A 14689-nucleotide genomic window follows, 5' to 3' on the forward strand; every position below is an offset into this window, starting at 1 on the left:
TGTCGGGGTACGGCATGGAGCGCAGAGCTGCGTACGGGTGAATGGGCTCTGTCGCTGATCTTGTGACGGTGTCTCACGGTTGGATCAGGATGCGTTTGCGGAGCAGGTCGAAGTTGGCGCGGCCGTAGCCGAGGCGTTTGACCAGTTGGCTCTGGTGTTTTGGCCTTCGACCTGCCTAGCCTCGATGATTCGCGCCTGGCGCTGGCTCCTTCGGCCCGGCACGTCTGATCGCTGTTGGTCGATGTGGCTGGTTCCGGGCATGGTGGTGGGCCGTCTGTCGCGGCGGCGGGCGTGGTCTCCTGGGGTCCTCCGGGTTGTTGGGGCAGCGGTTGTGCTGGTCAGCCGGGGTCGGGGATGGCCGCGATCCGGGTGAACGCGGCGGTGATCTGTTCGGTCCAGGGCCAGGTAGCGGGGATACGCAGCCAGCGGCGGCGTTGGCCATGCACGAGGCGGGCGGCGGTGTGCAGGATCCGGTAGCGCAGTCGTTTCGGTTCGGCTTTGGCCAGGTCGCCGTCGAGGCCGATGAGCTGCAACCAGGCGATCAGGTCGATGGCGATCGCGGCGGCGGTGCACCAGGCGGCGTTGATGGCGAACTCGCGGGAGGGGAGCCGGCGCAGGCCGGTGTCCTTGGCGCAGCGGATCCGGTCCTCGACGCGGGCGTGGGCCCGGTGGCGGGCCTCCAGCCACTGCAAGGCCCCTGTCGGGGTGTTGGTGACGAAGGCGGTGTAGCGCCAGCCGTCGCGGTGCTCGAACAGTGTCAGTTGGGCGCCGGGGTGGGGGCGTTCCCGCCGGACGATGACCCGCATCCCGGTCGGCCAGCCGGGTAGGTGCAGCAGGCCGGTCAGTTCGGCGACGGTGGCGCCGTCGCGGACACCACCGTCGGCGTCGATCGCCGGCGACCACGCTTGGGCGGGCAGGGCGGTGATGGCGGCGCGTTCGGGTTCGCCGATCGACCAGCCGAGGGAGTACTCCACCCGCCGGCCGCGTTTGCTGTCCTGCTCGTGGAGCCAGTCGAGCACGGCGTGGGTGGATGCGGCGGAGTCACCGCGGATGAGTAGGTGCCGGCGGTGCGGTGCGGGGACCTGCGCGATGGCTTGGGCGAGCACGTCGAGGTGGTCGGCGGCCGTGTTCGCGCCGGCGTTGCCCGGGCGCAGCTTCAGGGCGAGCAGTTCGGCGGTGTTGTCGCAGGTCACCAGGATCGGATGGAACCCGTAGCTGTGCTTGTAGGTGGCGGCGGCGCCTTCCTTGTCGCTGTGCGCGATCACGATCGTGGAATCCACATCCAGGACCACCACGCCGGTGCCGATGTCCCGCCCGGCCGCCCGTGCCGCCGGTGGACCGCCGAACAGCTGCCACATCCGGGCGCGGACCTTCGCCCTGGCCTTGGCGATGCGCCGCAGCTGCACCGCGCCGATCTCATCCAGGGCCCGCCACACCGTGGTGTCCGAGGCCACCGCCCCGAACACCTCCTGCTGGTGGCGCAGCACGTCGATGTCCGCGATCGCGTCCCCGCCGTCAGCGATCATCACCGCGAGGTCGACCAGCACCCGACCCCGATCATGCACCGGCCACCAGCCGGCCCGGGCCAGCCCCGCCGACAATCCTGCGGTCAACCCGGCCCGATCAGCCAGCAACCGCAGCAGCGCCGCACCGACGTGCGACACCACACCCGAACCACCCGCGGTGACCCGCAGATCCCTCGACCACGCCGTAAGCTGCACCTTGGAAGTGCCTCCTCAGAGAGAAACCTGTAGATGTCGCAATCACAAGTTTCCGTTGCAGGGCAGGCACTTCCGCTCCTCTACACGCCGACGAACAGCGCATCCCGGCGATCACTGCGAATCACCCAGGCTAGAGCGCCAGGTCGTCGAGAGGCCGGCGAGGAGGGCGTCGTAGTCAGTTCGCAGTCTCGTCGGCGAACTGCCGCAGGTGGGGCAAGTCGTGCCGCGGACGTTGTCTATCCACTCGGGCAGGTGCTGGTGGCCGGTGAGGGCAGGGCCTCGGCAAAGTCGTCAGGTGATGCCGAGTAGGGCCAGCGGGCGAGTGCTGTCGCGGGCGTGATGCCGGTTGGCGGCGGCGATGTTGGTGACCCCGGTCAGGCGTAGGGCGCCGATGGCTGCGTTGCGGAGGGCGGCCATGACCTCGGGCCCGGTTCCGGTGCGAATCTGGGATCGGTCTTCGTCGTAGGTGACATCTCGCACCCAGTGGATCTTGTTTTCGATGTTCCAGTGGCCGCGGATCCGCGCGGCCAGTTGTGCCGGTTTCGCTTGGTGCACGCGCAGGTCGGTGATGGCGTAGACGGTCTCGGTGGTGAAGCGTTGCGGCTGGTCCAGGCGTCGTCTGCGGCGGCGGATCCGCAGCGCTTGGGCGGCCTGGGGGAAGTCGATGCCGGTGGAGATCGTCAGGGCCTTCAGGGTGCGGATCTCGCGGCGGCCGTGCCCGCGGTCGGTGTCGCGGGTGGCGTCCGGGACCGCTTGCCAGGGCAGACCGGTGAGTTGGCGGTGCAGGCTCGGCTGATTGGCCTTGACGGTCAGGATCCAGTGCGCGCCGCGTTCGGCGAGGTAGTCGACGTGCTCACGCTGGCAGTGCAGCGCGTCGGCGGTGATCACGGTGTCGCGCAGGTCGCCGATCTGGTCGAGCAGCGGTGCGAATCGGGTGATCTCATTGGTCTTGCCGTCGACGTCGGTACTGGCCAGGACCACGCCGACTGCCTGATCGCAGGCAGCGAGGACGTGCCGAGCCGGGGTGTCGGTGGTGCGGGAGCCGTCGGGTAGCCCCGGCGCATTGCTGCGCCGGGGCCCCCTCAGAACCGGACGTGCGATTTTCACCGCATCCGGCTCAAGCAAGTCCCGTGGGGCGTCGCAGGGTGTAGGGCGTGGGGCCTGGTGCTGTGGGCGTGTCCGGTGGCAGTCGGCGTCGTCGTCGCTGTCGCCAGTAGTAGGTCAGAGCCGGGTCGTCCGGAGACGCGTCGGCGTTGACCATCTGGCGTCGGCGGATGGATGTCCAGGACAAGCGGGTCAGGCAGGCGCCGGTGTCCCGGTCGCCGAAGAGCCATCGGTCTTGCCTGGTCGGGTGGAACCGCCCGAAGTAGCGGTTCACGATCCATCGGTAGGACTTCGTCTCGTGCCGGTGTCTGGCCCACTTGAGCATCGTCCACACGAGCGTGGAATCGATGTCGTTGAAGACCTTCTTGGACACGACCGTGCGGTAGTACGCGGCCCAGCCACGCAGGATCGGGTTGAGCCTGCTGATCACGGCCAGCGCGTTCGCGCCGTGGAGACTGCGGACCTCGGACCGCAGCCGGGCGCGGAACCGTTTGACGGCCGCTTTCGATGGTGTGATCAGCAGCTTGCCCGGGCTGCGGTAGTGGCGGACGGTAAAGCCGAGGAAGTCAAACCCTTCGGACAGGTGCACGATACGCGTCTTGTCCTCGTTGAACGTCAGTCCTCGCGGTGCCAGCCACTGGGCCAGGCGTTGCCGGACCTGCTCTGCCTGCTCCCGGGTGGAGCAGAGCGCGACCAGGTCGTCGGCGTATCTGACCACGACCGGGGTACCGGGCACCGACCAGCCCCATCGCGACGGGGTGATCTGCTGCCGGGCCCCGGCTGCTGTCTCGATCCCGTGCAGGGCGATGTTCATCAGCAACGGGCTGATCACCCCGCCCTGAGGTGTGCCCTCCTCGGTGGGGGCGTATTGCCGGTTCTCGATCACGCCTGCCTTCAGCCACCGGGCGACAGGTTCCCTGGCGGGGAATCCGTGCAGGTGGTCCAAGAGTCGGTGGTGATCGATCCGGTCGAACGCCGCTGTCAGATCCGCGTCGAGGATCCACGCCCGCTTCGGGTTCTTGCCCTTGCAGACGGCGAAGATCGCCTCGATCGCGTCATGACAGCCCCGGCCGGGCCGGAAACCGTAGCTCCTCGACTCGAACCGGGCCTCCCATTCAGGCTCCAGCGCATTCAGCACCACGGCTTGCGACGCGCGATCGGCGATCACGGGGATGCCGAGCGGACGCCGTTTGCCGTTGGCCTTCGGAATGTAGATCCGACGGACGGGCCGGGCCACCGGCCGACACCCGCGCTGCTGGACCCAGCGGGCCAAATCCACCCGCTCGGGTCCGGTCAACGCGGTCCGGCCGTCAACCCCTGCCGTCCCTCGCCCCTGGTTGACCTGCGCGACCCGGCGTGTGCTGAGCAACGCGTTCGCCCGGGACCGCAGCATCAACCGCTGCAGGTTGCGCACCTTGCGGTGGGCTCCTGCCCGTGACGCCGTGAAGATCCGCTGGCGCAGCCGCCGTACTTCCTCCTCGACCCCGGTCCAGTCCACCTGATCCCAGTCGTCGGGAAAGCCCTGCAGTCCGTTCACCGCTGAAGCAGCGGCGTCCAACGTCTCCGCAGGCGCTGACGTCATGTCCATCGCCATCTCCACAGACTCACCTGACCCGCGTGGGCTCCCTCTCGGGCCGGGCACCACCACCGCACCGCTTCGCGGCGCTGCCCGTATCCGGTCGGTTCGACACCACACAGCCAGGAGGTGGCCGTTCTCTTGATGCCCTTCCCGTCGCCTTTCGGCACACCGGCCTTCGCTTCTCGGGTCATCCTGTTCCCGGCCAGGGCTTCCGCCTCCCTCACGGTCGGCCTACCAGCCGCTGAGGCTGGACCCGGACGGGGTTTCCACGTTCCGCATGTATGAGACACGCACGGATTGGGCGCCCTCTGTACCCCGGGGACGATGGTGCTCACCCGACAGCGCTACGTTCCGCTACCGGCATCCGCCGCTTCTCAACGGCCAGTCCCTGATCTCGGCCCGGTCCCGCTTCCCCCCACCCGGACCTTCAAAATGACGAGGCATCAACCAAGGGTTCACTCGCGTTCGCCCGCCCGTCCTTCTCCTCACCCGTAGCCCCCGGAAGGAACGAGGACCCTTCGGCTTGAACCCTGGGCTCCGCACCCCGCAGTTACCCGCGACGCACGCCAAGGAGGAGACCGGCCACCGAGCACGGACCGGGGATCACGTCACCACACGGGCACCTCCTCCACCGTGATCCACTCAACACATGCGACCTCGTGTCGCACGCGCAGGGTCTTGCCGTCCACGGCGATCGCTCGCCGGGACGCCGACGTGCCGGCAGCAGCCCGACCGGCAAGCCAAACGCCGACCGCCGCGGTCAGGACCTGCGGGTCCATGGCCTGCAACAGCCGGCGGATCATCGCCTCGGACGGACGTCGATCCGGGGCCATGCCCAGCGCGAGCGCGGTCGTCGCCGGCACGTCGGCGACCCACTCCGCGATCGCGCTGTACGACCGGTTGCCGGCCACCACCGCGCACACCGCAGCAGTCACCACCACCGTCAGCCGGTGTCGGATGCCGCGGCGGGCCCGCGGATCAGGCAGATCGGCCAGCGCAGCGAGCAGTCCACCAGCGGCTTCGGACACGGTCAGAGCCGGTGCACACGACACCGACGAGATCAGCGATGATGACAGGGCGGGCATGACTCACTTCGGCGATCAACACGGCGTAGGAACCTTGATGATCTTCTGAACCAGTCATGCCCGTCTTGCCGCCACCAACAGCGGCGCTTCTACTCCAGTCCACTCAAGTCAGACACCGTCACGACGTTGCCGGGGCCCTGGTAGGCATGCCCGGCGTTTCCCCTCTGATGCCGCGTTGGACCAGCCATGAGGTTGCCGGCCAAGCGGCAAAGTAACCAATGATCAACCCGACCTGGTGAATGAGCCAAAACGCCGGATTGGTGGGCCGCAGGGCCTCCGAGAAAAAAAGGTGTTCCACTAGCCCTATCCAAATAAAGAGGCTGAGCTCGACCACGGAAACGGTCAGCAAGTCCTCTCTGGCAACGCTCCTTATTGCGGCCCACACTTTTCGGCCGCCAATGTGAGCCCCGGCGGCGTAGCGGAATGCGACGCCTACGGTCAACGCGCCTAGGAAGTCGCCGATGTACAAGGGCCGCAATGTCTCGCCGGCGACATCAATGCCGACGCCGGCGACAATCACCGTAGCAATGATGGCACCCAGGGTGCAGTGGGCAAGACAGTGCCAGAGCCCGAACATAACAGCAGCATGTCGCGGCCTTTTGGGCGGGTTGCCGTACCGCTGCCGCCACCGGGGAGACTGAGGCCTACCCCACTTCCTGTATGCCACGATGGCTGCTGGGCCGAAGTACAGGGCGGTGACCGGCCACACTAACTCCATGAGCTTAAACGGCTGACGATACGCACAAACGAATGAGTCGAAAACGATAATGGCGGCGCTGGCTAGCCCCAACACGAGCGTCGCCCACGAGAGCATCACAAGCCACGTTGGCTGCAAGAATCATCTCCCTTCACTCCAGTCGATCCGGCTGGGGATAGATGGGGCATTAGGTCACCTGCACCGCGTCCGGTCCCGGCGCCCCACTCCACGGCAGCCCTGCTGCTTACCCATCCTGATCGGCTGCCACCCCAGGGCTCCTGCAAAGTCGTGACCGTGTCGCCTTGTGGGGTTTGGAGTAGAAGCGCCAAGCCAAACCTGCACAACTGGCCGGCTGAATCCGCGGCCACTGGTCGATCGAGAACAAGATCCACTGGGTTCGCGACGTCACCTACGACGAAGACCGCAGCCAGATCCGCACCGGCACCGGCCCCCAACTCATGGCCGCTCTACGCAACGCCGCCATCGGCGCGCTACGCACCGCCGGCATCACCAACATCGCCGCCGCCAACCGGCATCACGCCCGCGACAGCACCCGCCCCTGGCACTACTCGACATCACCTGATGACTTCGCCGGGGCCCTGCCCGGGAGGCCGAGTTCCCGCTCGACGTTCTCGACTGTGAGACCGTCGACACCCGCAGTTCGAGCCCCCTGGTTGCCCGCGACCCGTTCGAAAGCGATAAGGAGCGTCGCCGGGTCGCATACGAGGTTGTGACGTCGGACCGCAGCGCGGTGCCGGTCTTTCGACTGGGCCGTTTCTGCGGCCCGCCTCCCGAACCGGACGTGCCCGTTGGCCGGGCATCCGGCTCTCCACAAGCCCCGAGAGGTGCCCGGTGATCAGTTCGTGCTCGCCCACGGCGTGGGGATCGCGGCACCCCGATAGCGGTAGCGTGTCGTGCGCGTCCGCGTCGGGTTGAACAGCACTACGTCACCGTCGGACGGCCACCAGCCGCCCTGGCAGTAGCGGCGGCGCAGTTGCTTCCACGTCATCCCGGGGTGTTTACGGCGCAGCCAGCCCATCACTCTGCGCCAGGTGAAACCGCGCAGGTAGGCGAACGTCGCGCTGGACACCCCGGGCTGGAAGTAGGTGCACCAGCCTCGTAGCACCGGATTCAGGTTGTGCAGCAATACTTCGAGCGGCTGGTTCCGGTTCAACCGGCTGAGCGTTCGCACCTTGCCCGTGACCGCCTTGACGGCCTTCTTGCTCGGGTAGGTGTAGATGTAGCTCTTGGCCGTGCCTGGCTTGCGGTGACGCTGGATGCGCCAACCGAGGAAGTCCAGGCCCTCGTCTATGTGGGTGATCACGGTTTTGGCCTGCGACAGGCGCAGTCCGACCGTGTCCAGCACCGCCGTTGCCTCGTCGCGCAGCGCCTCGACCTCGTCCCGTTCGCCCTTCACCAGAAGGACCCAGTCGTCGGCGTAACGCGACAGCCGGAACACCGGCAGCTCGCGTTGCTGACGACGGGGAAGGCTTCGTCGGTGTCGGGTGATGCGGTCGAAGTGCTCGTCGAGCACGCTCAACGCGATGTTGGACAGCAAAGGCGACAGGATGCCACCCTGGGGTGCGCCCTCGCGCGACTCCCGCAGGCCGGTCTCCTTGCTGAAGATCCCGGCCTTCAGGAACGCCTTGACCAGCGCCAAGACCTGCTTGTCCGTGATCCGCCGCCGCACGAGCCCCATCAGGGCGGTGTGGTCGATCTCGTCGAAGCAGGCCGTGATGTCGCCCTCCAACACCCACTCGTAACGGTGGGGTGGACCGGCGAAGGTGCGGACCTCAGCGACCGCGTCGTGCGCCCTGCGCCTCGGCCGGAAGCCGTATGAGCAGGGCAAGAAGTCAGCCTCGAAGATCGGTTCAAGGACCAGCTTCAAAAGCCGCCTGCACGACGCGGTCTCGCACCGTGCCGATGCCCAGTCGGCGTCGCTTGCCGCCCGGTTTCGGAATCATCCGTTCGCGGACAGGCAAGGGACGGAACTGGCGCGTCTTCAGCTGGTCGCGGATCTCGGCGAGGAATGGCTCCACGCCTCGGCGCGCTTCGATGAAGAACGCGGTATGGCCGTCCACGCCGGCCGAGCGGGCACCCCGGTTGCCCCGCACCCGCTGCCATGCGACCAGCAGGAACGCGGGGTCATGAACGAGGTTGAACACACCGTGGAACCGGCGATCTGGATCGTCGGTCGCCCATCGGTGCAGCTTGGCCTGGATCTTCTGTACCCGCAGCTCAGCCGACCCGAGCAAGGGCCATTCCAGCGGCGGCGCGCCGGTATTCACCAGCGGCCTACAGACATTCCAGCAACCGCACTGCCAGCTTGCTGGCCCCCTTCGCCATGTGGGCGGCTTTCCCGCCCTCGGACTACTACGAGGCCTCCGCCCCACCCGACGGCCCTCAGCCGACGACGAGCCTGCCCACCTACGCCCTGTCCGGGTCGCAGGGAGGGCGACCGCGGGTGGTTCCCACGTTCACCACGAACCGATCGACGAGGGAGATGCCCAGCTATACCCCGGCCCCCTCGCCACGGGTACGCCGCAGGCATTCCCCATGGCCTCCCCACCGGCCTATTCATTCCGGCTACGGAGTCGCCCGCCTCGTGTTCATGACGGGCGCGCACGGCATACCGACCCAGATCCGCCAGATTAGAGTCGGCTCGACGCTTATGGAGCTTCAACCACTGGTTCCTCTCGTGCACCTTCTCGTCTCGCTTGCCGAGCCCGCCCCGTCTGGCAGTACCAGGACGTCCCGTCGTTGTCAGGACTGCTTCCCACCCTCCCCGGCGTCTCCCAGGTCAGGCTGTCCTCAGCTTCAACCAGGCTGCTGCGACAGCCCAGCGGCCAGGGCCTTCCACCCCAACTCGGTCACAGTGACGCCTCGTGGCGCACGAACAAGTCGTCGAACCTGCGACCGGGATCGGCCGCCGCCCAACAGTGAAGCTTGGCCTGCATCCCCGATACCCGCTGGTGGGGACCCACCTGGGCCGCCAACGGTGCACTGCTGTTCAGCAGCGCGTCTTTCGGCATTGCAGCCTCCTTCCCTTCTCGATACCGCTGCCGACCTTCCCCATGTGCCGGGCTCTCCCCGGCTCGGAGTACTACGACGGCTCCGCCCCGCCCCGGACCGCTCGGCCGACAGTGGACCCAGCCCCGACGCAGCGCCGGCTACGCGGTGCCGAGGCAGGACCGGGACGGTTCCCGTGTTCACCTGCTGTTCGATCGACGAAGGAGGAGCCCGACTATGCCCCCGCGGCCTCGCCACGGCTACCCCGCAGCACTTCACCGTGGCCTCCCCACGCGACCGAAGTAAGGCACGTGACGAGTTCCCCGCCGACCGAGTAATCCACGGGGACGCGCCGCATCCAGCCCAGATCCACCAGGTTCGAGCTGGCGTGCCTTAAGGAGGCGTAAACGCCGGTTCCTTGCGTACTCCTCTCCATCTCGCTCGCCGAGCCCGCGCCATCTGGCAGTGCTGACACGTCCCGGCTTCGTCGGGGCCGCTTCCACCCTCCCCGGCACCTCCCGGCTCGGGCTGCCCCCAGCTTCGGCCGCCCTGCTGCGACAGGACGACGGCGGCGGTCTCTCACCTCCACTCGAACAACAAGCGCCTCACGGCGCACACTCGGGAAAGCACAAGCGGCACGGCGTGAACGTGCAGGTCATCGCGGACGCTGCGGGTCGCCTGGTCTGGGCATCGGCTGCGCTGCCCGGCGCCATTCATGACCTGAGCGCCGCCCGCGTACACGGCATCATCGACGCGCTGAGCAGCGCCGACGTGATGACGTTCGCGGACAAGGGCTACCAAGGAGCCGGCGGGAGTGTGCGCACGCCGTTCAAGCGCCACCGCTACCGGCCGAAGCTGTCCCGCCGGCAGAAGGCCGTCAACCGCACACATGCCCGTGTCCGCGCCCGCGGCGAGCGCGCCATCGCCACGCTCAAGACCTGGAAACTCCTGACCAAGCTGCGATGCTGTCCCCGCCGCGCGACCGCGATCGTGCAGGCCATCCTCGTCCTGCACCGCGTCGAGACCAGCCGCTACTCAGGATGAAAGGGCTCGGTCCCTCGCCGACACCGCCCGGCCGCGATCCTGCAGGCGATCCTGGTTCTGCACCACATCGAGAACCGGCCTACGCAGGATAAATGGGATCGTTGTTACAGGGACGGGTCCCAGGCGATGAGCTGATCGAAGATGTGACGGTCGCCTTCGAGCTTCAGGGAATCCAGCGGTATGCGGCCGTAGAACATCAGGACGAGGTCACTGGCCGTGCCCTGGGCGGAGGCGTCGGCCGTGTCCGCGGCCTCGCCGGCAGCGGGCTCGCCGAGGCGGGTGACCCGTGCCCCGTCGTCCGACAGCCGGAGGCGCCAGGAGCGGCCCTCGGTGGCGTGGTAATCGACGACGGCGGGCTGGTGTGGCCAGGCGACTGTCGTTGCGCAGAGGGTGAACTGGCAGTCGTCGAAACCGTCGAGGGCGACCTCGTCTGGTAGCGGCTGCGGGGCACCCACGGTGAGCTGGGCGTCGTACGTGTACACCGCGATCTCGGGGACCTGGCGTCGCGCCCATGCGCCGGAGGTTTGTGGTGACGGCGAGTCGTCCCACCACGTCCAACAAGCGCGGTCCGGGCCGGCCTCGCGCAGCGTGCTCGTCAGTTGCTCGATGGACTCGGTCCACCAGGCCAGCAGTGCCTCGCGTTCCCGAGGCGCACCCATGCCGTCGTCCCAAGCCGACTTTTCTGGGGGCGCGTCTGCAGGCCCTGCGGCGACGACGGCGGCTGATTTGCGGCGGGCCATGCCCACGTGTTGCACGAGCTCGAACAGCGTCCGCCCGGGAGAGGCATGCGGATCGCTGGTCAGAACCGGCACGTCGAGGCTGGGCGCTGCGGCGACCGCAGCGCGGAAGGCGGTCGACCGTTCGTCAATGAGCCGCAGATGATCAGAGAACGTCAAAATCTTCTGCACTCCGGCTTTCTACCAGTGTGCTCCGACAACCGGACAGCGATTTTCGCAGCCGACGCGGCGGGCGCTGCGGCACTGGCGCGCCAGGATCCCACCTGCCGTGACCTGCACCCTCACGATGGAGGGTCGGGAGCTGGCGCGGTGGCGTGCCATTGCGGTAGGTCCAGCAGCCGTCGAGTTCCTGCGGTTTCCCGCGAGGTTGTCCCACTGCTGTGACCCTGGCCTTGGCGTGCTCCGTTTCCAGCTCCCGCCCGTCAAACCGTGCGTGCGGTTCTCCCGCACACGGCTTACCGACGTCGTTCACCGCCGGCATTCGGCTTGTCCCGCCAGGGCTTGCCGGCCCTGGGTTGCACGACGATTCCGTAGAGCCTGATCAGGCCGAACTCGTTGGGCGTGAAGTTCAGCAGCGCCCAACGGCCGTAGTGTCGGCTGCGGCGATAGCGTTTGCTCAACCACAACGCGATCCGCATCCGCACGTAGTACCTGATCTTGCTGAAGCGCTCGGCTGAGTGACCGTACTTGAAGTAGCCGGTCCAGCCGCGCAGGAACTGGTTGACGTCCTGCACGATTGCTTCAACAGGTAGCAGCAGCCTTCGCCGGGCGGTCAGGTCCCGGATCCGGTCGCGGGCATGCTGCATGGCCTTGTCCGCGGGCCAGCGGGCGAGGAACGTGAACGGGCGTCGCCCGTCGCGGGGCCGGGACCGCACCAGGCGGTGGTGGAAGCCGAGGAAGTCCACGCCCTCCCCACCGACCTGCAGGTGCACGATCCTGGTCTTGGCCTCCTTCGGCTCCAAGCCGAGTTCGGCCAGCAACTGCCGCAGCCGCTGCAGGGCGGCGTCGGCTTGCTCGCTGGACTTACACATCACCAACACGTCGTCGGCATACCGAACCAGCACCCCGTGCTCCCGCGTCGACCACGCCCGATCGAGGCGGTGCAGGTAGACGTTACAGAGCAACGGGGAAATCACCCCGCCCTGCGGGGTGCCGGTCACTTCCCGACGGACCAGACCCTGTTCCATCACTCCTGCGCGCAACATCACCCGCAGCAGCTTCAACAGCGGCTGGTCGCAGACGCGTTCCTCAACCGCGCGCATCAACTCCTGATGCGGAATCGCCGAGAAACAGTTGGCGATATCCGTCTCGACCACCCACCGCCTACCCCGCGCGGACTCCTCGATGAGCACCTGCAGGGCGTCGTGCGCCGAACGTTTCGGGCGGAACCCGAAACTGCACGGCAGCATGTCCGCTTCGAAGACCGGCTCGAGCACGATCTTCACCGCGGCCTGCACGATCCGGTCACGAACCGACGGGATCGACAACGGCCTCAACTCGCTGCTGCCGGGCTTGGGGATGAACACCCGCCGCGCCGGCAACGGCCGATAGCTGCCGTCCCTGAGCTCGCGCGCCAGGTCATCCAGCAGCCGGCCAACGCCGTCCTGCTCGACCTGGTCCAGGCTGGTCTTGTCGATGCCCGGCGCGCCGTCGTTACGACGCACCGCAACCCACGCCCGCCACAAGACGTCCCTGCGCAAGACTTTGTCTCGCAGCGCGTGGAACCGACGTCCGGGATCGGCCTTGGCCGCCCGGTACAGCGCACGCTGCAAGGCGCGGACCGGATCAACGATCGATCCACCAGCGGCGGGACTAGCCGAAACGGCACTCACCGGGCCCCTCCTCAACACCACACGCATCGACGAAGCAGCGGCCCTTCCCTCACCGGCGGTTGTGTTGTCCGCACGGCTCGATCAGTACTACGACCGCCTCCGACGCCCTCCCGGCCGGTCGTTCACTTCCCGAGATCATCGGTTATAGAACGCCAGGCTTCCGGTGACATACGCGCAGGTCACCGGGCCGGGGAGGGCCTCCCCAGTTCCCGCCGCCACTATCTGAACGTTCCGCGCCCCATACGCCGGGGAGTCCGTCACGGCTGCAATCCAGGTGCTACACCGCTTCCATGGCCTTCACCCCGATTTCGAAGGGCTCGGCACTCCCCTGTGCCACCCTCACGGGCAGCTGAGTAACGACGCCGCAGGCTTCGCTTCACGCTACGGACCGCTCAGTCGCTCCCCCAACAGGGCTTTCGACACTGGGCTTCGACCCGACCCGTCTCCAGACCGAGCCGCCAGTCTGCTACCGGGCCTCCTGGCAGCTACCCGGACCGGACTCCCACCGGCAAGCGACGACGAGCTTACGAACGAAGATCAACCACCTACACGATCAACCTCCACTCTGCTGGGCGCACGAGATCACCTCATTAGGTCGCTGATAGTTCTCCGCCTGGCTACCTGCGGTGATCGGCTCGACAGGCGGGAGAGGCGTTGCTGTACGTAGGAGATGACTGGGCGGAGGACCACCACGACGTTGAGGTGATGGACGCGTCCGGCCGCCGGCTGGCCAAGGCCCGGCTACCCGAGGGCATAGCGGGGATCACGCGGCTGCACACGATAATCGGGCAGGCGCTCGGCGACGACGTCGAGGACGACGCCGTCCAGGTGGAGATTGGCATCGAGACGGACCGCGGCCCGTGGGTGCAGGCGCTGGTCGCCGCTGGGTACACGGTGTATCCGGTGAACCCGTTGCAGGCGGCCCGCTATCGGGAACGTCTGGCGTTGTCGGGGGCCAAGAGCGACGCGGCGGACGCGCACATGCTGGCCGACATGGTGCGTACCGACTCGCACCAGCTGCGCCCGATCGCCGGCGACAGCGCCGAGGCCGAGGCGGTCAAGGTCGTCACCCGGATGCACAAGACCCTGATCTGGGAACGCACCCGCGCTACCCAGCGGCTGCGGCACGCGCTGCGGGAGTACTTCCCGGCCGCCCTGGAAGCCTTCGAGGACCTCGACGCCGCCGACACCCTGGAACTGCTGGCCAAGGCACCCGACCCCGCCACCGCTGCCGAGTTGAGCATCAGCCAGATCAGCGCGGCTCTCAAACGCGCCCGCCGCCGCGGCATCCCGGCCAAGGCCGCGGCGATCCAGGCCGCCGTGCGTGCCGAGCAACTCGGCCAGCCGGCCGTGGTCACCGCCGCCTACGCCGCGACCGTACGCGCCCTGGCCGCGCTGCTGGTCACCCTCAACGAGCAGGTCAACGCCCTGCACGGGCAGGTGGAGGACCATTTTGGTCGGCACCCGGCCGCTGAGATCATCCTGTCCCAGCCGGGACTCGGTGTGATCCTCGGCGCCCGGGTGCTCGCGGAGTTCGGTGACGACCACGACCGTTACGCCTCGGCGAAGGCCCGAAAGAACTACGCCGGCACCAGCCCGATCACCCGCGCGTCCGGGAAGAAGAAGGCCGTCATGGCTCGGTTCGTGCACAACGACCGACTCGTCGACGCGCTGATAACCCAGGCGTTCTCAGCGCTGAAAGCATCGCCCGGCGCTCGGGCCTACTACGACCGGCAACGCGCCCGCGGCGCCAACCACAGCGCCGCGCTGCGCCAGCTCGCCAACCGACTCGTCGGCATCCTGCACGGATGCCTCAAAACCGGCACCCCCTACGACGAGACCACCGCCTGGTCTCACCACCTCAACGAAGCTGCCGCTTGA

At 67.7% G+C, this 14689-nt stretch carries 11 protein-coding genes and 1 pseudogene; 2 read left to right on the forward strand and 10 right to left on the reverse strand.

Features of this window, described 5'->3' with window-relative positions; genetic code table 11:
* Positions 1-338: 338 nt before the first annotated feature.
* The 8 genes from ACL02O_RS04625 to ACL02O_RS04660 form a co-directional block, all read right to left on the reverse strand.
* Entirely contained in the window at positions 339-1721 is a 1383-nt protein-coding gene (locus ACL02O_RS04625; RefSeq protein WP_412816683.1) for an IS1380 family transposase, read from the reverse strand.
* Positions 1722-2012: 291 nt separating this feature from the next.
* Complete coding sequence (locus ACL02O_RS04630) at positions 2013-2702, reverse strand: ISAs1 family transposase (RefSeq protein WP_412816684.1); 690 nt, start codon at positions 2700-2702, stop codon at positions 2013-2015.
* A gap of 136 nt (positions 2703-2838) precedes the next feature.
* Complete coding sequence (gene ltrA / locus ACL02O_RS04635) at positions 2839-4419, reverse strand: group II intron reverse transcriptase/maturase (RefSeq protein ID WP_412816797.1); 1581 nt, start codon at positions 4417-4419, stop codon at positions 2839-2841.
* Between the two features lie 593 nt (positions 4420-5012).
* Entirely contained in the window at positions 5013-5489 is a 477-nt protein-coding gene (locus ACL02O_RS04640) for a transposase family protein (protein WP_412816685.1), read from the reverse strand.
* Between the two features lie 118 nt (positions 5490-5607).
* A complete protein-coding gene (locus ACL02O_RS04645) occupies positions 5608-6066 on the reverse strand; it encodes a DUF4396 domain-containing protein (RefSeq protein WP_412816686.1) in 459 nt (152 codons plus the stop codon).
* A gap of 976 nt (positions 6067-7042) precedes the next feature.
* Entirely contained in the window at positions 7043-8074 is a 1032-nt protein-coding gene (locus tag ACL02O_RS04650) for a reverse transcriptase domain-containing protein (protein ID WP_412816687.1), read from the reverse strand.
* Positions 8058-8474 carry a hypothetical protein gene (locus ACL02O_RS04655; protein ID WP_412816688.1) on the reverse strand — a complete coding sequence of 139 codons (417 nt, stop codon included), beginning with the start codon at positions 8472-8474 and terminating at the stop codon, positions 8058-8060. Before ACL02O_RS04655 ends, ACL02O_RS04650 begins: the two co-directional genes overlap by 17 nt.
* Before the next feature lie 582 nt (positions 8475-9056).
* Positions 9057-9218, reverse strand: coding sequence for a hypothetical protein (locus tag ACL02O_RS04660; RefSeq protein ID WP_412816689.1), 162 nt, complete (start codon positions 9216-9218; stop codon positions 9057-9059).
* Between the two features lie 547 nt (positions 9219-9765).
* On the opposite strand from ACL02O_RS04660, the pseudogene ACL02O_RS04665 reads away from it, so the two are divergent.
* Positions 9766-10239: pseudogene (locus ACL02O_RS04665) on the forward strand (transposase family protein); the annotation flags it as partial.
* A 104-nt stretch (positions 10240-10343) separates the two neighbouring features.
* Here the strand turns inward: ACL02O_RS04665 and ACL02O_RS04670 are convergent.
* Together ACL02O_RS04670 and ltrA (ACL02O_RS04675) are read right to left on the reverse strand one after the other, a co-directional pair.
* Positions 10344-11147 (reverse strand): maleylpyruvate isomerase N-terminal domain-containing protein, encoded by an 804-nt coding sequence (locus ACL02O_RS04670; RefSeq protein ID WP_412816690.1) that lies wholly within the window; start codon positions 11145-11147, stop codon positions 10344-10346.
* A 284-nt stretch (positions 11148-11431) separates the two neighbouring features.
* On the reverse strand, positions 11432-12808 hold the full coding sequence (gene ltrA / locus ACL02O_RS04675) for a group II intron reverse transcriptase/maturase (RefSeq protein WP_412816691.1): 1377 nt from the start codon (positions 12806-12808) through the stop codon (positions 11432-11434).
* 654 nt (positions 12809-13462) lie between these two features.
* Here ltrA (ACL02O_RS04675) and ACL02O_RS04680 point away from each other — a divergent pair.
* The gene (locus tag ACL02O_RS04680; RefSeq protein ID WP_412816692.1) at positions 13463-14689 is read left to right on the forward strand and encodes an IS110 family RNA-guided transposase; all 1227 of its coding nucleotides are present in this window, start codon (positions 13463-13465) and stop codon (positions 14687-14689) included.

It is taken from the genome of Micromonospora mangrovicola (assembly GCF_047200535.1).
Taxonomy (GTDB): Bacteria; Actinomycetota; Actinomycetes; order Mycobacteriales; family Micromonosporaceae; genus Micromonospora.

Bases quoted from the DNA above. Each gene is read 5' to 3' on its own strand.
- ACL02O_RS04660 (WP_412816689.1), bottom strand. From the start codon at position 9,218: ATGCCGAAAGACGCGCTGCTGAACAGCAGTGCACCGTTGGCGGCCCAG.
- ACL02O_RS04640 (WP_412816685.1), bottom strand. From the start codon at position 5,489: ATGCCCGCCCTGTCATCATCGCTGATCTCGTCGGTGTCGTGTGCACCG.
- ltrA (WP_412816797.1), bottom strand. From the start codon at position 4,419: ATGGCGATGGACATGACGTCAGCGCCTGCGGAGACGTTGGACGCCGCT.
- ACL02O_RS04645 (WP_412816686.1), bottom strand. From the start codon at position 6,066: ATGTTCGGGCTCTGGCACTGTCTTGCCCACTGCACCCTGGGTGCCATC.